This window comes from Bacillus paralicheniformis (assembly GCF_001042485.2).
GTDB classification, from domain to species: domain Bacteria; phylum Bacillota; class Bacilli; order Bacillales; family Bacillaceae; genus Bacillus; species Bacillus paralicheniformis.
Window position 1 is genome coordinate 425,365 of the sequence record NZ_LBMN02000036.1, and the last position, 20,057, is coordinate 445,421.

Sequence of the window (20,057 nt, forward strand, 5' to 3'; positions counted from 1 at the left end):
ATTGCTCCTTACTCTGCTTTTACTAAAAATAAAGGTTGTCCGTATTCAACCAGCTGGCCGTTTTCAACCAATACTTCAACGATCTCGCCTTTCACTTCGGCTTCGATCTCATTAAAGAGCTTCATTGCTTCCACAATGCAGACGACAGAGGTTTCTGTTACCTTCGAACCGACTGTTACGTAAGGGTCGGCTTCAGGCGAAGAAGACGCATAAAACGTTCCGACCATCGGAGAGGTGATTTTGTGGAGGTTTCCGCCGTCTTTTGCGGCTTCTTCTGCTGCAGGCGCATCCTGAACTTGCGCTTGCATCGCGGGAGCTTCCGGAGCCGGTGTTTGAACAGGCGCAGCAGCCACTTGCTGGATGGTTTGCACGGTTCCGCTTTGTTTTTTCAGTTCAACCTTCGATCCTTCGTTTTCGTATGTAAATTCATTTATCGAAGATTCATCAATTAATTTTATCAACTGTCTGATTTCATCAATGTTTAACATGCTATCGCACTCCTAATGAAAAAGATTTTACGCATTTATCAGTTAGTACTAAAAGTACATACTATATTCATCTTACAGGAGAGGAATGCCGAATTCAACTACAATCATGAGCGCCCTGCATCAACAGGAGCCTCAAGCATAAAAAAATCCCGCTTTTTGCAAGCGGGACATGTTTACTCTGCTGGCTCGAACGTCACAGCCACATCGTTTAAGTTTTTCACTTCTTTTGCGACGATGTCGATGATATCGGTGGCAGCGGCCTTCGAGTGCTCCTTCGCCTTCACCGTAATATTGACTTTATCGCCGTCGGCATTGACCAAGGCGTCTTTATAGCCTTTTGTTTTGATCAGCGTTTCAAGCGTCTTTTCCGTTCCTTCAGCTTCGCTGAGCTCTGTCATCTTGTCGTAAGCTTCGCTTTTTTCCTTTGCCGTCGCTTTATCACTTCTGACGATTTCAGTTAATTCCTCCCTCTCCCTGCTGCGCTGATCGTCCATTTCCATGCGGTATGTTGTGAATAAATCTTCATCACCGGATGATTCTTTTGTTACAACTTCTCCGTTCTGCTCACTCGCAGACGTTTCTTTATCTTTTGTGTCTTTCCCTTCAGTTTTGTCTTTAGCAGGCGCGGTGTCTTCTTTGCCATCTTTGGCAGGCTCTTCTTTCATCGGTTTTTCTTTTTCAGCAGCGACTTGTTCTTTGTCATCCACCGTGACGACATTTTCTCCTTCAGGCGACATAATGTAGTAGACACTCAGCACAACGACGAGACTTAACATGGTTAAAAGCCAAACCGTTTGTTTTTTCAGCATCATTTATGAATCCTCCTTCATTTTTTTAGGGGCAACAGCGACGCGGTGGCTCGGAACATCAAGAACCCTTGTCACTGCTTCAATGATGGTCTTTTTTATTTGAACGTTGTCGACTCCTTGAGCGACAACGAGAACACCCCTGATATCGGGCTTTTTCGTCTGAACGACGACAGGCGTCTCTTTATCTCCGTTTTTGATGATGACAATTTCTTCGTCAGAAGACATTTCAGACACCGTTCGCTTGCCTCCCTGTTTATCTGTCTCATTCGTTGAAGTCTCCTGGGTTTTTCTATTTTTCTCGAATATTTTCAATGAGGTTGCATCAACATTGACGACGATTGATACGTCTTCCACGCCGATAATCGTTTCCAATATGTCTTTGAGCTGATTCTCATATTCCTGTTCGTAATCTTGGATCGAGTCCTTCGTTTTGTCATCTGAGGCGGGTTTGAACACTTCTTTTTCACCTTCACCGCTCTGTCCGGCGCTTTCAGACGAAGCTTTTTGTGAAGCCGACGGCTGATCTGCCGCTCGATCTTGAGAAGGTTCGGAAGAGAAGATTTGACTGACGAGCATGAAGGAAACGCCGAGAACAAAAAGCAGCAGAAAATAGTGATATTTCGTCAGCTTTTTTCCGTTTTTCTCGTCTTTGGGTAGCAGGTGGCCGATCAGCTTTTCGATCCAGGTTCTTTTATTCATTGCCGCTTCGTTCTCCCCCTTCAATATGAACTGTAATCTTGTCGGGGCTTATTTCCCATATGCCTGCAAGCTGTTCTCTGACTTCCCCCGTCTCTTTCTTTTCTCTTTCTCGCATTGGCTGGTAGCCTCGATCCGTATTGATTTCGACAGGAGCGACGGCTTGGACCGTTTTTTCGGATGCCGGTTCCATGAATACCGAGACTTCCGCATGCTTACTGAGATCTTTCTCTGTTTTCAGCTGGCTGTCAGAAGAGACCGCGACTCGGTCAATCTTGTATTTGTCGCTGATAAACCTTCCCTCTGCGCTCTTTTTCAATTGAACAGCCATCTGTTCTAAGATATATGCTTGTTGTGAGGCTTGTATTTCTTTTTTTTCTGAATTCAATTGATTTTTTATTTCGTTTGACTGAACTTGTCCGTTTTTTGTAAGCCTCTCAAAGATTACATCCGGATCGGTCCTGAATAAAGAGAAGATCGGATTCAGTATCACAACGATCAAGAGCAGGCTGATCACCATTTTCGCGTATTTTTGCATGCTCGAATTCGGCAGAAGCATATCGATGACGATCGCCATCAGAATAAATAGAATAATGTTCGTGAGCCACTCTGTCAGAAATTCCATCTCATCCCTCCCTACTTCATCATCATCGTCAAATTCCCCGCTGTAATGATCACGGTTAAGCTTAAAAAAAACATCAGCGAAACGATGGCCATGGCCGCGAAAATGTAGATGACGCTTTTGCTGATAACATCCAGGCAGCTGATCACCGGACCGCCTCCGAGAGGCTGGAGAACGGCTGCGGCAATTTTGTATATGAGCGCGAGGGAGAGGATTTTGATTGCGGGAAAGGCTGCGATGCAAATCAAGATCGCCACCCCGAGTATCCCGACGGTGTTTTTCAGCAGGAGAGACGCGCTGATCACCGTGTCCGTCGCTTCGGTAAACATGCGGCCCAATACGGGGATGAAGTTTCCGGTGATGAATTTGGCCGTCCGCAAAGTAATGCCGTCCGTCACTGCGGCTGAGGCGCCCTGAACCGAGATGACACCGAGGAACACGGTTAAAAATGCAGCCAGCGTGCCGATCGCCGCGTTTCTGAGGAGCTGAGCCAGCTGTGTGACTTTATACTGGTCCGTCATCGTGCTGACAATGCTTAAAATCGCTGATAAAAACAAAAGCGGCAGCACGATATATTGGATAAACAAGCCGCTCGTGTTCATGAGAAAGAGAATGACCGGATGAAAAAATGCGGCTGAGGCGGCTCCTCCCGAAGTCGCCATCAGCGCTAGAAGCAAAGGTACGAGCGACAGAATAAAGCTTGTCATCGTCTGGATCGCTTCATTCGCATATGTGACGGCAACCCGAAAGCTGTTGAGCGCAAGAATGATCAGCACCATGTAGACAATTGCATACGCCACTTTGCTGACGGTGCTTTGCTGAAACGCGTTTTGCAAAAGCTGAAGCAGCACGCAGAAGATGGTCAACAGGATCAGCGTCCCGAGCAGTTTCCCGTTAGCCAGCACTTCATGAAACAAGTAAGAAAACAGCGCTTTGCTCCATTCCTCAGGCGAAAAGTGCTTTTCACCTTTGACAAATTCAAGCAGGCTTCCTTTTTGACTTTCGGGAAGGTGTCCTCCATACTCAGTCAAAATGTTGTTCCAGAACTCCCCGACCCGGTCAAGCTCCAAACCTTCAGCCTGCTCTCTGGCCATCGCTTCAGCCGATTCTTCCGCGGCGGGTTCCCCAGCCGGCTCCGCTTCTTGTGGCGAAGCTTGTACATCATGCGCTCCAAAGCATACGATTCCTATGACCAAGAGCCAGAACAGAAAACGCTTCACTCAGGAAATCCTCCTTTCTGACTAAGACATGGAAGGGATGAGTCCGATGATCGTTTCGATAATGACGGTTAAAATAGGCACGGCCATGACTAAGATGAGGATCTTGCCTGCCAATTCGATTTTTGAAGCAATCGCACCCTGTCCGGCATCTTTCGTCAGCTGGGCGCCAAACTCCGCTATATAAGCAATCCCGATAATTTTCAAAATCGTTTCGACATACATCATGTTGATGTTGGCATTGGCAGCTATTTTTTCAATCATCCGAATGATTTCGTAGACTTGATCGACTAAGAATAAAAAAATCGTGCATCCGGCAAAAACGACAATCATAAAAGCAAACGTCGGTTTTTGCTCTTTCACAATCAAGCTGAGGAAGGTGGCGATCATTCCCAATCCTACGATTTGTACGATTTCAATGAGTGAGCCCCCCTATCCTTGAAATAGAAAGACAGCTTTTATCTTTTGGAATAGATCATCGACAACAGTAGCCACCATGAACAATATATAAATGAATCCTAAAAGCGTGACCCATTGGGCATATTCCTTCTTCCCCATTTGATCCAGTATGGTGTGAAGAAAAGCGACGACGATCCCGACGCCGGCAATTTGAAAAATAATATTTACGTCTACTCCCATTTCGTGTATGCTCCCCTCTTCATTACATCAATAGAAGAATCAGCAGCAGTCCCGACAAGAACCCAAGGCTCTTCACCATTTTTTCATTTTTCGCCTGGGCGAGATTTGCTTCAGCTTCCTCTGTCTCTAAATGGGTTAACGCCAGTTTGATATGTTTTTGCTGAGAAATCAGATCATGACGGCCAAGCGTTTCGCCGAATTGCCGTAAAATCTCGTATTCTTTCTTTTTGAGAGCCGTTTCGGGCCATACTTTCTCCAAGCTGTCTTCCCATGCCGTCCCCGCTGAAGCGCTGCCTTTTTCCAGCTGTTCTGCAAATGTCTGAAACAAAGAAGCTATCGGCCCGGAAAGCTGGTGTGCGATCTGCTTTGACGCCTGAAGGAGCGGTGTGTGCCCGTACATGATTTCAGCCTCTAAAGACTGCAAAGCGGCCAACAGCTGGCGGATTTGCTTCGGTCTATCCCTGAAAGGCTTCGCCATTTCAAATCCTGTCCATGTGGCTGCTGCCAAAATAAGCACGGCACCTAAAAGCTTCAGCATGATAACATCCTCTTCGCCGCACCGAGCGGCTCTCCATTCCCGTTCAAGATGCGGCTCAGGCTGCCGGGACCGTTCTTTCTGGATAGTTCCACGATTCTCTCAAAAACCCGGTGCTCCTGAAGCATTTTCAATGATGGACGCCTGGTGATATCGGCATATGTGCAGCCGTGAGCCGAAACGATGACAGACACCCCCGCATGGACCGCTTCCAAGAGCGCTTCTGCGTCTTCCATTCTCCCGATCTCATCGGCAATCATCACCTCGGGACTCATCGATCTGATCATCATCATCAGGCCTTCCGCTTTTGGACAGGCGTCAAGGATGTCTGCCCGGTCGCCGAGCCGATATTGCGGGATGCCGTTTACACAACCTGCGATTTCAGACCTTTCGTCGACAATTCCCACTTTTTTGGCAGACACGCAGCCGCTTCCTGTGCTGATCAGCCTGGCGAGATCTCTGAGCAGTGTTGTTTTTCCGGTTTGCGGCGGACCGATGATCAGCGTGTTCAGCCACGAGTTTTGAAATAAATGAGGGATATACGGTTCGGAAATGCCGATTTTTTCTTTGGCAATGCGGATATTAAATGATGATATTTCTCTGATTCCTTTGACTGCTCCGTTTTCGACGACAACCCGGCCGGCAAGCCCCACGCGGTGTCCGCCTCTGATCGTGACATATCCTTTTTTCAATTCCTCTTCCAGTGTATACATGCTGTAATTTCCCAGCCTGTTTAAAAGAAGCGCCGAGTCTTCAGGCGTCGCCGCATAAGGGAGAAAGCGCGGCTTTCCTTTGTTCACCAGTTCGAGCGGACGACTTGTCCGAATCCGAATTTCTTCTATCTGATTGATTTCATGGTCGCCAAGACCGCTGAGCGCGCGTTTGATCGTATCGGGGAGAATCTCTGTGATGTGATGCAAAAACACTCCCTCCTCTTTTTGCTTGTCTTCTATAAAAATGTATGATCAAAGGAAGACATTATGACAAGTCGGTCTCTCTTATCATGTGTCACTATTTATAGATCCCCGCAATGATCAACACCACTCCCATAAAGATCAAAATCAGCTTTGCGTAAGAAAGCTGCCCTGCAATCTGATAGATGCCGATTGTCATTGTAATAATAAAGATGAGCGGCCCGACCATCGCAAGCACACTGTTGACCGCCACGGCTTTTCTGACGTCGTTTGTCAAAAGCATCACGACAGCCGCCGTCAGTTCGATCAAAGATGATACCACCCTTAACGCAACCATTGTCAAAACCGTCGGATTGACTTGTCCAAAGAAAAGCTTCATGATCTTAAACCTCCAGTAACACATCCTCTTTTTTTACAATCTATGCTCTTCATTGAAAAAGTAGTCTTCCGATTTTTCTATTTGGCCTGTGAGAGGTAAAAGATTTCAGACAGCAAAAAAAGAGCCGGCTTCAATGAAGCCGGCTCTTTCCCGCTGTTACTCTTATGCTCTTGATACGTAAGATCCGTCAGAAGTATTGACAACAAGCGTATCTCCTTCGTTTACGAAGAACGGCACGTTGACAACAAGGCCTGTTTCTGTTTTTGCCGGTTTTGTTCCGCCTGAGGCTGTGTCGCCTTTGATGCCCGGTTCTGTTTCAACAACTTTCAGTTCGACCGTATTCGGAAGTTCGATTCCGATCGTCTCTGTCTGATACATCATGATGTGGACAGACATATTTTCAAGCAGAAATTTGAGCTCATGTTCGATTTGCTTCTCGTTCAGCTCAAGCTGCTCGTAAGATGTCGTATCCATAAACACGTGCTGGTCGCCGTTGGCATACAAGTACTGCATCGTTTTTGTTTCAATTTGGGCGCGCGCCACTTTTTCACCTGCGCGGAATGTTTTTTCCTGAATCGCGCCTGTGCGAAGATTTCTCAGTTTGGAGCGGACAAATGCCGCACCTTTTCCCGGCTTAACGTGCTGGAAGTCAACAACGCGCCAGATGCCTCCGTCTACTTCAATCGTTAATCCTGTACGAAAATCGTTTACTGAAATCATGATTATCCTCCTATTGCTCCAATCAAACGGATTATAAAATAATTAATTCTTTCGCGGAATGGGTAAGGGATTCGTTTCCTTCCTCTGTCAGGACAATATCATCTTCTATCCTGACCCCGCCTTTGCCCGGTATGTAAATTCCCGGTTCAACCGTTACAACCATGCCTTTTTCAAGCATCTGGTCCGAACGTGCTGAAAGCGCCGGACTTTCATGAACTTCCATGCCGAGGCCGTGGCCTGTTGAATGGCCGAAATACTCGCCGTAGCCTTGTGAAGATATGTAGTCCCTTGTATAAGCGTCAGCCTGTTTCCCGGTGATTCCCGGCTTGATGCTGCGCATGCCGATAGCCTGCGCCTCAAACACGGTTTGATAAATGCGTTTCAGCTCATCATCCGGCTCTCCTACAGCGACCGTACGCGTTATGTCCGAGCAGTAACCTTTATAGTAAGCCCCGAAGTCCAATGTCACAAGGTCGCCTTTCTCAATCGCTTTGCCGCTTGCCACTCCGTGCGGCAGACTTGAGCGTACGCCTGATGCCACGATCATATCGAAGGACGAATGATCCGCTCCCTGGCTCCGCATGTAAAACTCGAGCTCATTGGCGACTTCAATTTCGGTGATGCCGGGCTTTATGACCGTCAGAATATGGCTGAATGCATCATCTGCAATCTTTGCAGCTTCCTTTAATATCTTAATCTCTTCACTAGACTTAATCAAGCGCAACTTTTCCACAGATTGAGAAACAGGAACGAGTTCAGCTGCGCCAAGCTGCTCTTTGTAGGCGGCATACGTTCCGTATGTCATTTTATCCTGTTCAAAACCGATTTTGTTTATCCCCATCTCTTTGATCACTTCGGCGGCCTTTTGAACGATTCCGCCGGCATGCTGAACAATGTCAAAGCCTTTGATTTGATCTTTCGCCTGTTCTGTATAGCGGAAATCTGTAATAAAGACTGCTTGGTCGCCGGAGATGACCGCCAGTCCTGAAGATCCCGTAAATCCGGTGATGTACCGCAAATTAACGCTGCTCGTCACCAAAATCCCGTCAATGCCCAAACCGCCGAAAAGCTCTCTCAATTTGTTTAGTTTCATTGTCCACTAGTCCCCCTATTTGTTATTTGTGTTCATAAAATAACAGATGGCCAGCTTATAACCTTCAAAGCCGAGTCCCGTGATCTGGCCTCTTGCAACCGGAGCGATGACCGAGCGGTGCCGGAACTCTTCCCTTGCATGAGGGTTTGAAAGATGAACCTCAATCACCGGTATGCTGATTGCAGCCACCGCATCGCGGATGGCATAGCTGTAATGGGAGAAAGCCCCCGGATTCAAGACGATTCCATCGTATTGTTCCTCTGCCTCATGAAGAGCATCAATCAGGTCCCCTTCGTGGTTTGATTGAAAAAAAGTCAATTCAATCTGAATGCCTTCGGCAAATTGAAAAAGTTTTTGCTCCAAATCAGTTAATGTGTCTGTACCGTATACATCGGGTTCGCGTTTTCCAAGCCGGTTTAAATTCGGTCCGTTCAATATTAAAATATGCGGCAACTCTGCTTCCCCCTTCTCATCACGCAAAAAAATGTCCACTTACAGTGAACATTTTATCATATTGCTTCCTGATCAGGCACTATTCTCTTGTTTCTCCAAGGGCCCGCGTCAGCTTTTCAGAATTGAGCTCATTGTATTCAAACGAAATGGAATAGCCGACGAATAAACCGTAAAGCAGGTAAATGCAAAGCGTCGTCACAACCGTTTCCCTCTTTAATTCAGCCACAGTCTGAACATCTGGGAACATCGGATTGAACAGGTAAAACACGACAGCCCACAAAACGGCTCCATATACAATGCCTGCCCACATGCCTTTGACCTGCTTCAAAGTGCCGTAGTAAAGCAGGGCAGCCCCGATGGAAATAACTCCGATCAGCAGGACGCTGATAAACGTCCCGAGAAATCCGTTTTTCCAATCGCCGATGACAAAAGGCTGGAGAATCATGTTTGCATTGACTTCGGAGAACTTAAAAAGGAACGCCAGTTCACCGATTGCACTCCAAAGCACTCCGCCGACAAAGCCAGTCGTGATCACCCTTCCGATGAAAGTCATCGGAGTTTCACGCTTATTTTGCTCAAGCTCTTCCGGCTGTTTTTGATTGTCTTCATTACCCATACAGTCCAGATCACCTCCATTTCCAGTATGTCCAAAAACAGCCTCGCCAACATCAGCTTTCCCGGATTTTTAAGATCCGAGTGTAAAAAGCATGAAAAAGGGTATACTTTAATTAGATTTGGCATTGTAAGAGGTTCGAATTTCTTAAATTTTTGAGCCCGTCAATCTAGAGGTTTCAGCGTTTTTCCTGTACAATAGGTGTAAGGAAATGGTTAATGTACTCATAGATTGATACAGATAGGTTGATGCAAATGTCAAATCAAACAAAACAGCCCGCATACGGAGGGCAGGCTGTCGTCGAAGGCGTTATGTTCGGCGGCAGGCGCCATTATGTAACCGCGATCCGCAGAAAAGACGGAAGCATTGAATTTTTCAAGCTGCCTCGGAAAACTAATCCGGCGCTTGAAAAATTAAAGAAAATTCCTTTTCTCAGAGGGATTATCGCGATTATAGAAGCGAGCGCGAACGGCACCAAGCACTTGAATTTTTCGAGCGAACGCTATGACCTCGATCCTTCTTTAGACGATCAATTGAAAGAAGAGAAGCCGTCCAAGCTGACGATGATTTTTGGCCTCGCTGCAGTCGGCGTCCTGTCTTTTTTGTTCAGCAAGTTTATTTTTACGCTCGTGCCCGTTTTTTTAGCGGAGCTCACCCGTCCGGTCTTTCAGTCGGACGTCGCGCAGATTATGATCGAAAGCTTTTTTAAGCTGCTCCTTCTCTTAAGCTATATTTACGCCATATCATGCACTCCTTTTATTAAAAGAGTTTTTCAATATCACGGAGCAGAACACAAGGTCATAAACTGTTACGAGCAAAATCTGCCGGTCACGGTTGAAAACGTTCAGCGGCAGTCAAGACTGCACTACCGATGCGGAAGCAGCTTTATTCTATTCACCGTCATCGTGGGCATGTTTGTTTACTTGCTTGTTCCTACTGACCCTCTCTGGGTCCGTATTTTGAATAGACTCGCACTGATACCCGTCGTTCTCGGCATTTCATTTGAAGTCCTGCAGCTGACAAACAAACTGAGAGACATCCCCGTATTGAAGGTGCTCGGCTATCCGGGTTTGTGGCTGCAGCTTTTAACAACGAAAGAGCCGTCTGACGACCAGGTGGAAGTAGCCATCGCAAGCTTCAATGAGCTTCTTCATATGGAGACCAAAGCAGAGGACGAACAGAAGGAACCTTCTAATATCGTAATGTAATGCAACGAATTGGTTAATTTTTTGGGAGGTGGACAGTTATGAAGCAACGCGTACATCCTGTCTCAGCTTTAATTATTGCGTTTGGAATTTTTGGGTTTGTCTATTTCGCCGTCACAAGTCCGGGCCGCCTGCTCCAATACTTGTTTGTTTTTGCAGCGGTCGGCGCCATCATTTATTTCGTGATCAGGCGCATTTCCAATCGCGATATGGGCAGTGAAGGAGCCGCTTTTAAGAAAGCAGCCAAGCAATCCAACAAGCGTTTTCAGGATCACAAAAAACGCTCTATAAAAGGCAAGGTTAATCATCTGAGAAGCGTACCGTCTATCAATAAATCGAAGCCGGTATTGGTGAAGAAAAAAAGCCAGACTCAGCTGACAGTGATTGAAGGCAAAAAAAGCAAAAAGAAAAACAGGGCTTTCTTTTAAAACGTCCACTGTTTCAAAAATAATTCTGTTCGTTTTTTTCCTAGCTCGATTAGAGCTAGTTTTTTTTCTGCCGACATCGCGAATTCAGTCGACAAGACTTCCTCCACAGGTAAAAAAATGATGTTCCGCTCATGTTTTGTGGCAATGTGCCTGGCGTCATGCGCCTCTTTCATCGTCTCAAACAGCGCCCCGAACAGCTCGAACGCATTTTTAATCGTTTTCTTCGGCCTCTCTTTTTCATTGGGCATCAGCGTGATGCCCAATACCGGCCGTTTTTTTTCTGTTGTAAACAGCCACATCGGAAAATTGCTCAGAACTCCGCCGTCTACGACAACGCTGATGCCGCTGGAGGACTTGAGCTTCACCGGCTCAAAAAAATAAGGAATGCTGCAGCTCATTCGGACAGCCCTGGCAACGGAAAAACGCCTTGGATTTAAGCCGTATCTGTTTAAATCGTCAGGCAGCACAAGCATCTTGCCATTCGATAAGTCGGAGGCGATCAACTTCAGTTTTCCCTGTTCAAGATCCCCGAAAACTGAAATACCTTTCGCTTTCAGCTTTTCGGAAATCCAGTTTTCCAGCTTATCTCCTTTATATAAACCGAGCCGCCAATAAATCGATGCCCATTGCAGCATTTTCAAAGGCAAGAGTGAAAATCTCGGGTCAAGGAGCTCGCTTTCATTTAATTCTTCCATCATTTGACGGATTTCCGCGCTTGTATAACCTGCCGCGATAAACGAGGCAATAATCGAACCGGCGCTCGTTCCGGCCAGCCTTTTAAATCGGAAGCCCCGTTTCTCAAGCGCCTCGTATGCTCCCACAAGTGCAATCCCTTTCATACCGCCGCCAGAAAAAACCCCGTCGATGTACATCGCGATCTCCCTCCCTTAAAAGATGGCTTTACACCATTTTAAGAAACGGACCGAAAAAAAAGACCATGAGACAAAGCGGCAGCCGGAAAAACTGATACAGAAAGAGAAAAGCCGCCGATACCCGGCGGCTTTTATTGATTTTCCTGTTCGTTTCTTTTTTGGACGCTTCTCAAATCGTCGATTCTTTTGCTGTCGTCTTCAAAATACTGCACAAGATCTCCGACACGGTCAATGCTGTTCCAGCTTAAATGATGCTCGATTCCTTCGACATCATCATAAATTTTCTCTTCGTCAACACCAATGATTCGTAAAAACTGCTCCAATAATTCATGTCTGTATACTAAACGTTTGCCTATTTTCTTCCCTTTAGGCGTCAGCACGAGGCCGCGATACTTTTCATAAATCAAATATTCGTCTTTATCGAGTTTTTGAACCATTTTTGTAACCGAGGAGGGATGGACGGCCAGAGCTTCGGCTATATCTGAGACCCTTGCATATCCTTTTTCTTCAATCAGCATATAAATTTGTTCTATGTAATCTTCCATACTCGGTGTTGTCATCAAATCCCTCCAAATCACACCTATTCAAATCATAACAAGTTTACACTATGTGCATGTAAAAAACAAGCAACGGGATAACGTTTTCACCCGATTACCTTCTATAATTCCATTCATCTGCCGCATACTTCGTTCTGGCGAGATCGGCGACAAATTCCGTTTCCTCTTCTGTCAGTTCATAAGGCTCCAAATGAATGTTAAGCCCCTTTTCGAACCCTTTTTTAAAAGCATTGCTCGCTTCTTCAATCGTGATTTTTTCTTTTGCGAGCTCATTGATGGCGACCGCTTTTTGTTTGAAGTTTCTCTGCATGCGCTCTCTGAGGCGATCATTTTTGTAAATAAACAAATCAAAGAGCTTGTCCTCATCCAGATCAAGAAGGATCGAACCGTGCTGGAGAATGACTCCTTTCTGCCTCGTCTGGGCGCTTCCTGCGACCTTTCTGCCTTCGACAACGAGCTCATACCACGACGGCGCGTCAAAACAGACGGAAGATCTCGGGTTTTTCAGGCTCTGTTTCTCTTTTTCCGTTCTTGGTATGGCGAAATACGCATCAAGTCCCAGCTCTCTGAAGCCTTCAAGAATACCTTCTGAGATGACGCGGTACGCTTCCGTCACCGTCTTGGGCATTTCCGGGTGTTCTTCAGACACAATAACACTGTAGGTCAGCTCTTGATCATGGAGCACGCCTCTTCCGCCGGTCGGCCTTCTCACAAAGCCTAAACCGTGTTTTTTGACGGCATCCAGATTGATTTCCTTTTCGATATTTTGGAAATAGCCGACTGAAAGCGTTGGCGGATTCCAGCCGTAAAAGCGGATGGTCGGCGGAATCTTATTTTCGCTGTGCCAATAAAGGAGCGCCTCGTCGAGCGCCATATTAAAAGCGGGATCCTGTCGTCCCGAATCGATAAAACGCCATATTTCTTTTTCCATAACCTACCCTCTTTTTCTTTGGTATAAAATAAGTCTACCATTCCCTCTTAAAATTGAAAATAAATTCAGCGAATCAGATGACAGATTTCTGAGGCTTTACTATAATAGTATTTGTCTTAACATATCGTTAAAAATCTCCCGATTATCAGACGGGATGAATTCAAAAAGGAGTCGGATCAGATTGTCTACCAGCAGCATTATCATTCTCTTGATTTGCGCCGCGCTCATCATCTACGCGGTCGTTTCATACATCTATCAGCAGCGCATTATGAAAACCTTGACAGAAGAAGAATTCCGGGCCGGCTATCGCAAAGCACAGCTCATCGATGTGCGCGAGCCGAACGAGTATGAAGGCGGCCACATTTTGGGTGCGAGAAACATTCCGCTTTCACAGCTTAAGCAAAGAAAAAGCGAAATCCGTCCTGACAAACCGGTTTACCTGTACTGCCAAAACAACGTCAGAAGCGGAAGAGCCGCCCAAACGCTCCGCAAACACGGCTGTAAGGAGATTTACAACCTGAAAGGCGGGTTCAAAAAATGGGGCGGAAAAATTAAAACGAAAAATTAATAACCGCAGCTGTCTCCAGTTGCGGCCAACATCCTAAAGCGTCTTTGCGTTTTAGGATTTTTTTTAGCATATCCTGCAGACAATCAAAACAGGCGGAGCAGATGATCCTTCAAATAAAAATAAGCCGACGAAATGGGTTCGCCGGCTTTGTTCGTTATTTTTTCAAGTCTTCGATTGAATTGACATCTTTCATGTATGTCGGAACGACAAGGCCAATTTTTACGCCTGTCATGCTTGTACCGATATCTTCGTATTTGCCTTTGTATTTTTCAGCATATGTTTTATGCGTTTGCGGCAGCCATGCAGCAAGTGAAGCATCGACGCTTCCATTTGCAATTCCAGTCCACATCGGGCCTGCTTCTACTTGGCTGAGCGTCACGTTGTAGCCTAAGTCTTCAAGAACTTTTGCGATGACATTTGTGCTCGCAATTTCACTGTCCCATGCCACATAGCCGAGCTTAATTTTTTCGCCGTCCGCTTTATCGACGCCTTTTGTCCATTTCTTAACAAGGTCTTGATGTTTTTTTACGAAATCTGCTGCAGCTTCTTCCGCTTTTTTGCCTTCCTGAACGGCAAGCATGACTTCTCCCATATCATCCTCTGTCCAGCTGAATTGGCTGAGCAGCTTGTGTGCGCCCGGATGATCGTCCTTGAATCCTTTGCGCGTAACAGTATGGATTTCTTCGGCATCGCCGTAAGAACCTTTTGGATCTTTCAAATATTTGAGATCGTATTTTGCAAACATCCAATGCGGTGTCCAACCCGTAATGATGATCGGATCTTTTTTATCGTAAGCTTTTTTCAATGCAGCTGTCATCGCTGAGCTTGAGCCTGATGTTACAGCCCACTTGCTGAGATTGTAATCCTTGAGCGCCTTGTCCGTTGCATTCATAATGCCCGCTCCAGGATCAATGCCGGTAATTTTATAACTGACTTGATCGCCTACAGACGCGTTTTCATTATTATTGCTGCTTCCGCAGGCAGCCAGACCCAATGTCAGTACTGCTGCAGTGCCGATTCCCGCTATCTTTTTCCACATTATGCATTCCCCCTGCTTTTTTTCAATTTTATATTTTGTGTAACCCGGTCAAGTACGATCGCAATAATAACAATCGCAAGCCCGGTTTCTACACCGGTACCCGTTTGCAGCTGGGTAACAGCCCGGTAAACTTCTTCTCCAAGTCCAGGCGCACCTACCATGGATGCAATAACGACCATTGACAACGCAAGCATGATGCTTTGATTGATACCGGCCAGAATGGTTCTCGTCGCAAGCGGCAGCTGCACTTTAAAGAGCCGCTGGCTTGTCGTTGAACCAAATGCTTCTGTAGCTTCAATCAGATCTTCCGGCACCTGCTGAATTCCTAAGATTGTCATCCGGATTGTCGGAGGCATCGCAAAGATAACGGAAGCGACAACACCCGGCACAACCCCGATATTGAAAAAGAAGATGGCCGGAAGCAAATAAACGAATGCCGGCATCGTCTGCATTAAGTCAAGAATGGGCGTAACGATTCTCCGAACCGTTTTCTTTTGGGAGCCCCAGATTCCGACCGGAATGCCGATAATGACAGAAATCAGAACGGATGTGACGACAAGCGCCAATGTCTGGAGCATGGCGTCCCAATATCCTAAATAATCAATGATAAAAAATCCGATTAAAGTAAACAGCGCAATGCCTCTTTTGCTGATCAGCCAGACGAGCGCGGCAAAGATAACGGTCAAAATAACCGGCGGAACAAAACCCAGGCCTTGGACAATCGCATCAACAAACGATTCCACTCCGCTGGCAATTCCGTTAAATACCCCGCCGAACGACACCGTCAGCCAGTCAACAAACTGATCGATCCAATCGGCTAAAGGAATGCGGGGAAGCGATGATAAAGTAAACATTATCTCACCTCCTGAACAACAGTTTCATGAGCTGGTTCATGATCTGAATGTGCATTAATATACCGGTCATTTCCGGCAAGCGCTCCGATTAACGCGCCTTTGACGATGATCCCTTTCATCCGCTGTTTTTCATCGACGACAGCAATCGGGATGCTGGCATCAGAGACCAATTCAAAAATATCCGTCAGGATCGCATTCTCTTCCACGGTTGTAATGTCTCTCGAGATGACGCTCTCCAGCGTCTGGCTTTTTTCGGCTGCTTTTTTAGCTGTTTCAGCATCAACAGAACCAAGAAGCCTATTGTGTTTGTCAACGGCATAAATTGAGGAAATCCCGAGGTTTTTCATCAGCGTCAGAGCGACGCGCGGCCCTTTGTCTGCGCGTACGGTTTCAGCGCGTTTCATAATATGACCGGCTGTCAGCACTTTAGACAAGTCGACATCTTCAACGAATTTTTCAACATATTCATTTGACGGGTTCATTAAGATCTCTTCCGGCGTACCGATTTGAACGATGTTTCCGTCTTTCATCAATGCGATTCGATCGCCGATTCTCAGCGCTTCATCAAGATCATGGGTAATGAAAATAATCGTTTTGCCTACTGATTCATGCAAATCGAGGAGTTCATCCTGCATATCTTTGCGAATCAGCGGGTCAAGCGCGCTGAACGCTTCGTCCATCAGCAGAATGTCCGGATCATTCGTCAATGCGCGGGCAAGCCCGACGCGCTGCTGCATCCCGCCGCTCAGCTGATCCGGATATTGCTGTTCATATCCTTCAAGACCGACAAGCTTTAATGATTCCATAGCTCTTATCCGGCGTTTACTTTTATCGACTTTTTGCAGTTCCAATCCGTACTCTGTGTTTTCAAGAATCGTTTTGTGCGGAAACAGAGCGAACTTTTGAAAGACCATGCTGATTTTTTTCCGGCGGATTTCCCGAAGCTGGTCTTTGGACATATTTGTTATCATGTCACCATCTATGTACACATGTCCTGCAGTCGGTTCAATCAGCCGGTTTAAAAGCCGCACCAAGGTTGATTTACCGCTCCCTGATAGACCCATGATGACAAATATCTCACCTTCATACACGCTAAAATCCGCTTGGTTCACCCCGACGGTCGCCCCGGTTTCTTTCAGAATTTCTTTTTTGGTTTTGCCATCGGCAAGCAGCTGCGTTGCTTTCTTTGTATTTTTCCCAAAAACTTTAGACACTTTTTCTACTTTTATCTTGATTGGCTTTTCGTCTGAATTCATATTTCTCCTCCCGTATGAAGCAATCTAATATACCGTAACATTTATGTAACATATGAGACAAACGGCATATTCACTGTCATTTTGTATCAAACCTTCATATTCATCGTTATCACTCTCTATCCTTGTGAATCCTTTTAAATGCTCCATAATCCTCTTCTTTCAAGGTAAATTAAACCATTATATTTCATATAAACATTGAAACTATCACGTTTTACAATGTAATTTTTATTTTTAATTTTAAATTTGATGAATTTACTATTTAATACGAGAGAAATCCTTATCATTCAGTACATAAACCGTTTACATAAAGATGTTTTGTTTTTTTTACAAAAAAACCGGCGAAATCGATCCGCCGGCTTCTTATCATTTTTCATAACGCAGCACGGGCTTCCGCGCAGCTTTTGTTTCATCCATGCGTTTCACAACGGTTGAATGCGGTGCTTCTTGAACGACTTCAGGCGTTTCCTCCGCTTCTTTTGCAATCTGGATCATCGTATCGATAAACGCATCGAGCGTTTCTTTAGACTCTGTTTCTGTCGGTTCAATCATGATGCATTCCTCGACATTGAGCGGGAAATAGATAGTCGGCGGATGGAAGCCAAAGTCCAAAAGCCGCTTTGCGATGTCAAGCGTCCTGACTCCCAGCTTTTTCTGGCGCCTTCCCGACAGCACAAATTCGTGCTTACAGTGCCGGTCAAACGGCAGATCGTAGTATGGAGCAAGCTTTCTCATCATATAATTCGCATTTAAAACGGCGTTTTCCGTTACTTCTTTGAGCCCGTCCGGCCCCATTGAACGAATGTACGTATAAGCTCTCACATTGATGCCGAAGTTTCCGTAGTAAGGTTTCACCCTGCCGATCGAATGCGGACGGTCATGGTCAAAGGTATAACGGCCATCTTTTTTCACCAGCACCGGCTTCGGCAAATACGGAATCAATTCCTTCTTGACGCCGACAGGGCCTGATCCAGGTCCTCCGCCTCCATGCGGTCCTGTAAAGGTTTTGTGAAGGTTCAAATGGACGACGTCAAATCCCATGTCACCCGGCCTTGCTTTGCTGAGAACGGCGTTTAGGTTCGCTCCGTCATAGTACAGCTTTCCTCCGGCTTTATGGACGATTTCAGCCATTTCTAAAATATTTTCTTCAAAAAGGCCGAGCGTATTTGGATTAGTCAGCATTAACGCGGCTGTTTCTTCATCTACGACACGCTTTAAATCTTCGAGATCAACAAGACCGTCGTCATTCGATTTGACGGTGACCGTTTCAAATCCGGCAACAGTCGCAGACGCCGGGTTTGTACCGTGGGCCGAATCAGGTACAATGACCTTCGTCCTTTTATGATCGCCGTTTGCCTCATGGAACGCGCGGATCATCATCAGCCCGGTCCACTCGCCGTGCGCACCCGCAGCCGGCTGAAGGGTGACCTCATCCATCCCCGTGATCTCTTCCAAATGCTCGCTCAAGTCGTACAAGAGCTCCAGCGCACCCTGCACGGTCCGTTCATCCTGGAGCGGATGGATCGCAGAAAGTCCTGGGATTCTCGCGATTTTTTCGTTAATCTTCGGGTTGTACTTCATCGTGCATGAACCGAGCGGATAAAAGCCCGAATCCACTCCGTGGTTGCGCCTCGATAAAGCCGTATAATGGCGCATAATATCAAGCTCAGACACTTCGGGGAGATCTGCCGGTTCATCTCTGAGATACGCTTCGTCAAGGACGTCTGTCACATCTGTTTCAGGGACGTCAAGCTCAGGAAGGCTGTAGCCGACCCGCCCTTCTTTTGATACTTCAAAAATAAGCGATTGATCCTGATTATTCATGGCGATCCCCCAATTCATTCATGAGTGTATCGATTTCCTCTCTTGTTCTGAGCTCTGTCACGGCGATCAGCATGTGCTGTTTTAAATCCCGATATGAAGCGCCGAGATCGTAGCCTCCGATAATATTTTTCTCAAGCAGGCGTTCATTCGCTTTTTCGACAGGTTCATTGAGCCTGACGACAAACTCATTGAACATCGGCCCGTCAAACACGACTTCAAGACCGGCCCGTTTAGCTGCTTCTTTTGCGTAAGCCGCTTTTTGCAGGTTCTGCCACGCGATTTCCTTGACGCCTTTTTTGCCGAGCGCCGTCATGGCGACTGATGCGGCAAGCGCATTGAGCGCCTGGTTGGAGCATATATTTGATGTTGCTTTATCCCGTCTGATATGCTGCTCGCGCGCCTGCAAGGTGAGAACGAATCCCCTTTTCCCGTTTTCATCTTCCGTCTGACCGACGAGACGGCCAGGCACTTTTCTCATCAATTTTTTCGTGACGGCAAAGAATCCACAGTGCGGCCCGCCGAAAGCGGCCGGTATTCCGAACGGCTGGGCATCCCCGACAACGATGTCAGCTCCCAGTGCCCCGGGCGGTGTTAAAAGCCCGAGAGCCAGCGGATTGGCGGACACGATGAACATGCTTTTCCCTTTATGGGCGATCGGTTCAATGTCTTTCAGCGGCTCAATTCGCCCGAAAAAGTTAGGGTATTGGACGATCACTGCTGCTGTATCTTCGCAGACGGCTTCATCAAGAGCCGCAAGATCTGTTGTTCCGTTTTTGGCAGGGACTTCTACCACGTCGATGTACTGTCCTTTCGCATACGTTACTAAAACCTCGCGCGATTCGGGATGGACGGTTTCCGAAACGACGATTTTTTTCTTTTTTGTATGTCCTGAAGCAAGCATTGCCGCTTCGGCTAATGCCGTTCCCCCGTCATACATCGACGAGTTGCTGATATCCATGCCCGTCAGCTCGCAAATCATCGTTTGAAATTCAAAGATCGCCTGGAGCTCCCCTTGAGAAATTTCAGGCTGATACGGTGTATAGGCCGTGTAAAATTCCGACCGCGAAATCACGTGGTCCACGATGACGGGCTGGTAATGATCGTATACGCCCGCTCCCAAAAAAGAGGCGTGCATCACTGTATCTTTATTTTTAGCCGCGAGTTTCGTCAGCTCTTTTGTGAGCTCAGTCTCGGACTTTGCCTTTTTAATTTGGTATTCCCCTTTAAATTTAACGCTTTCGGGTATATCGGAGAATAGCTCGTCGATCTTCTCGACTCCAATTGCCTCAAGCATTTCTTTTTTATCCTGATCTGTAGCTGGCAGGTAACGGTGCTTCATCTTCAGTCT

The 20,057-nt window shown here is 46.5% G+C and carries 25 protein-coding genes; 3 read left to right on the plus strand and 22 right to left on the minus strand.

Going from position 1 to position 20,057, the window contains the following annotated elements; translation table 11 throughout:
* Positions 1–8 precede the first annotated feature (8 nt).
* The 14 genes from accB to ACH97_RS21005 form a co-directional block, all read right to left on the minus strand.
* Positions 9–488, minus strand: a complete 480-nt coding sequence (gene accB, locus ACH97_RS20940; RefSeq protein ID WP_048349982.1) for an acetyl-CoA carboxylase biotin carboxyl carrier protein — start codon at positions 486–488, stop codon at positions 9–11.
* 173 nt (positions 489–661) lie between these two features.
* On the minus strand, positions 662–1,300 hold the full coding sequence (locus ACH97_RS20945; protein WP_035338363.1) for a SpoIIIAH-like family protein: 639 nt from the start codon (positions 1,298–1,300) through the stop codon (positions 662–664).
* Positions 1,301–1,996, minus strand: coding sequence for a stage III sporulation protein AG (gene spoIIIAG, locus ACH97_RS20950; RefSeq protein WP_048349981.1), 696 nt, complete (start codon positions 1,994–1,996; stop codon positions 1,301–1,303).
* Positions 1,989–2,618, minus strand: a complete 630-nt coding sequence (gene spoIIIAF, locus ACH97_RS20955) for a stage III sporulation protein AF (protein ID WP_048349980.1) — start codon at positions 2,616–2,618, stop codon at positions 1,989–1,991. The genes spoIIIAG and spoIIIAF overlap by 8 nt, the downstream gene beginning before the upstream one ends.
* Before the next feature lie 11 nt (positions 2,619–2,629).
* The gene (gene spoIIIAE, locus ACH97_RS20960; RefSeq protein ID WP_023855173.1) at positions 2,630–3,835 is read right to left on the minus strand and encodes a stage III sporulation protein AE; all 1,206 of its coding nucleotides are present in this window, start codon (positions 3,833–3,835) and stop codon (positions 2,630–2,632) included.
* Between the two features lie 21 nt (positions 3,836–3,856).
* Complete coding sequence (gene spoIIIAD / locus ACH97_RS20965; RefSeq protein ID WP_256164082.1) at positions 3,857–4,252, minus strand: stage III sporulation protein AD; 396 nt, start codon at positions 4,250–4,252, stop codon at positions 3,857–3,859.
* 12 nt (positions 4,253–4,264) lie between these two features.
* Entirely contained in the window at positions 4,265–4,471 is a 207-nt protein-coding gene (gene spoIIIAC / locus ACH97_RS20970) for a stage III sporulation protein AC (protein WP_003183409.1), read from the minus strand.
* A gap of 22 nt (positions 4,472–4,493) precedes the next feature.
* Positions 4,494–5,009, minus strand: a complete 516-nt coding sequence (spoIIIAB, locus tag ACH97_RS20975) for a stage III sporulation protein SpoIIIAB (protein WP_020452145.1) — start codon at positions 5,007–5,009, stop codon at positions 4,494–4,496.
* Positions 5,003–5,926: a stage III sporulation protein AA gene (gene spoIIIAA / locus ACH97_RS20980; protein ID WP_048349979.1), complete on the minus strand. Its 924-nt coding sequence runs from the start codon at positions 5,924–5,926 to the stop codon at positions 5,003–5,005. The genes spoIIIAB and spoIIIAA overlap by 7 nt, the downstream gene beginning before the upstream one ends.
* Before the next feature lie 91 nt (positions 5,927–6,017).
* Positions 6,018–6,299, minus strand: a complete 282-nt coding sequence (locus ACH97_RS20985; protein WP_048349978.1) for a YqhV family protein — start codon at positions 6,297–6,299, stop codon at positions 6,018–6,020.
* Between the two features lie 162 nt (positions 6,300–6,461).
* Entirely contained in the window at positions 6,462–7,019 is a 558-nt protein-coding gene (efp, locus tag ACH97_RS20990) for an elongation factor P (RefSeq protein ID WP_020452147.1), read from the minus strand.
* A 31-nt stretch (positions 7,020–7,050) separates the two neighbouring features.
* Positions 7,051–8,112 carry a M24 family metallopeptidase gene (locus ACH97_RS20995; RefSeq protein WP_048349977.1) on the minus strand — a complete coding sequence of 354 codons (1,062 nt, stop codon included), beginning with the start codon at positions 8,110–8,112 and terminating at the stop codon, positions 7,051–7,053.
* Positions 8,113–8,127: 15 nt separating this feature from the next.
* Positions 8,128–8,565, minus strand: a complete 438-nt coding sequence (gene aroQ, locus ACH97_RS21000; RefSeq protein ID WP_048349976.1) for a type II 3-dehydroquinate dehydratase — start codon at positions 8,563–8,565, stop codon at positions 8,128–8,130.
* A 79-nt stretch (positions 8,566–8,644) separates the two neighbouring features.
* Positions 8,645–9,181: a YqhR family membrane protein gene (locus ACH97_RS21005; RefSeq protein ID WP_048349975.1), complete on the minus strand. Its 537-nt coding sequence runs from the start codon at positions 9,179–9,181 to the stop codon at positions 8,645–8,647.
* 251 nt (positions 9,182–9,432) lie between these two features.
* On the opposite strand from ACH97_RS21005, the gene ACH97_RS21010 reads away from it, so the two are divergent.
* Positions 9,433–10,386 carry a DUF1385 domain-containing protein gene (locus ACH97_RS21010; RefSeq protein ID WP_048349974.1) on the plus strand — a complete coding sequence of 318 codons (954 nt, stop codon included), beginning with the start codon at positions 9,433–9,435 and terminating at the stop codon, positions 10,384–10,386.
* Positions 10,387–10,424: 38 nt separating this feature from the next.
* Positions 10,425–10,811 carry an SA1362 family protein gene (locus ACH97_RS21015; protein ID WP_048349973.1) on the plus strand — a complete coding sequence of 129 codons (387 nt, stop codon included), beginning with the start codon at positions 10,425–10,427 and terminating at the stop codon, positions 10,809–10,811.
* Here the strand turns inward: ACH97_RS21015 and ACH97_RS21020 are convergent.
* The 3 genes from ACH97_RS21020 to ACH97_RS21030 form a co-directional block, all read right to left on the minus strand.
* Positions 10,808–11,683 carry a patatin-like phospholipase family protein gene (locus tag ACH97_RS21020; RefSeq protein ID WP_020452153.1) on the minus strand — a complete coding sequence of 292 codons (876 nt, stop codon included), beginning with the start codon at positions 11,681–11,683 and terminating at the stop codon, positions 10,808–10,810. The genes ACH97_RS21015 and ACH97_RS21020 overlap by 4 nt on opposite strands.
* A 131-nt stretch (positions 11,684–11,814) precedes the next feature.
* Positions 11,815–12,243: a transcriptional regulator MntR gene (gene mntR, locus ACH97_RS21025; RefSeq protein ID WP_020452154.1), complete on the minus strand. Its 429-nt coding sequence runs from the start codon at positions 12,241–12,243 to the stop codon at positions 11,815–11,817.
* 91 nt (positions 12,244–12,334) lie between these two features.
* On the minus strand, positions 12,335–13,171 hold the full coding sequence (locus tag ACH97_RS21030) for a lipoate--protein ligase family protein (protein ID WP_020452155.1): 837 nt from the start codon (positions 13,169–13,171) through the stop codon (positions 12,335–12,337).
* A 154-nt stretch (positions 13,172–13,325) separates the two neighbouring features.
* On the opposite strand from ACH97_RS21030, the gene ACH97_RS21035 reads away from it, so the two are divergent.
* Positions 13,326–13,739, plus strand: coding sequence for a rhodanese-like domain-containing protein (locus ACH97_RS21035; RefSeq protein ID WP_043054396.1), 414 nt, complete (start codon positions 13,326–13,328; stop codon positions 13,737–13,739).
* 154 nt (positions 13,740–13,893) lie between these two features.
* Here ACH97_RS21035 and ACH97_RS21040 read toward each other — a convergent pair whose 3' ends face one another.
* From ACH97_RS21040 to gcvPA, 5 genes are all read right to left on the minus strand, one after another.
* Entirely contained in the window at positions 13,894–14,778 is an 885-nt protein-coding gene (locus ACH97_RS21040; protein ID WP_020452157.1) for a glycine betaine ABC transporter substrate-binding protein, read from the minus strand.
* Positions 14,778–15,632: an ABC transporter permease gene (locus ACH97_RS21045; RefSeq protein ID WP_020452158.1), complete on the minus strand. Its 855-nt coding sequence runs from the start codon at positions 15,630–15,632 to the stop codon at positions 14,778–14,780. Before ACH97_RS21045 ends, ACH97_RS21040 begins: the two co-directional genes overlap by 1 nt.
* A complete protein-coding gene (gene opuAA, locus ACH97_RS21050) occupies positions 15,632–16,888 on the minus strand; it encodes a glycine/proline betaine ABC transporter ATP-binding protein OpuAA (RefSeq protein ID WP_020452159.1) in 1,257 nt (418 codons plus the stop codon). Before opuAA ends, ACH97_RS21045 begins: the two co-directional genes overlap by 1 nt.
* A 363-nt stretch (positions 16,889–17,251) precedes the next feature.
* The gene (gcvPB, locus tag ACH97_RS21055) at positions 17,252–18,709 is read right to left on the minus strand and encodes an aminomethyl-transferring glycine dehydrogenase subunit GcvPB (protein ID WP_020452160.1); all 1,458 of its coding nucleotides are present in this window, start codon (positions 18,707–18,709) and stop codon (positions 17,252–17,254) included.
* On the minus strand, positions 18,702–20,048 hold the full coding sequence (gcvPA, locus tag ACH97_RS21060; protein ID WP_025811166.1) for an aminomethyl-transferring glycine dehydrogenase subunit GcvPA: 1,347 nt from the start codon (positions 20,046–20,048) through the stop codon (positions 18,702–18,704). Before gcvPA ends, gcvPB begins: the two co-directional genes overlap by 8 nt.
* Positions 20,049–20,057 lie beyond the last annotated feature (9 nt).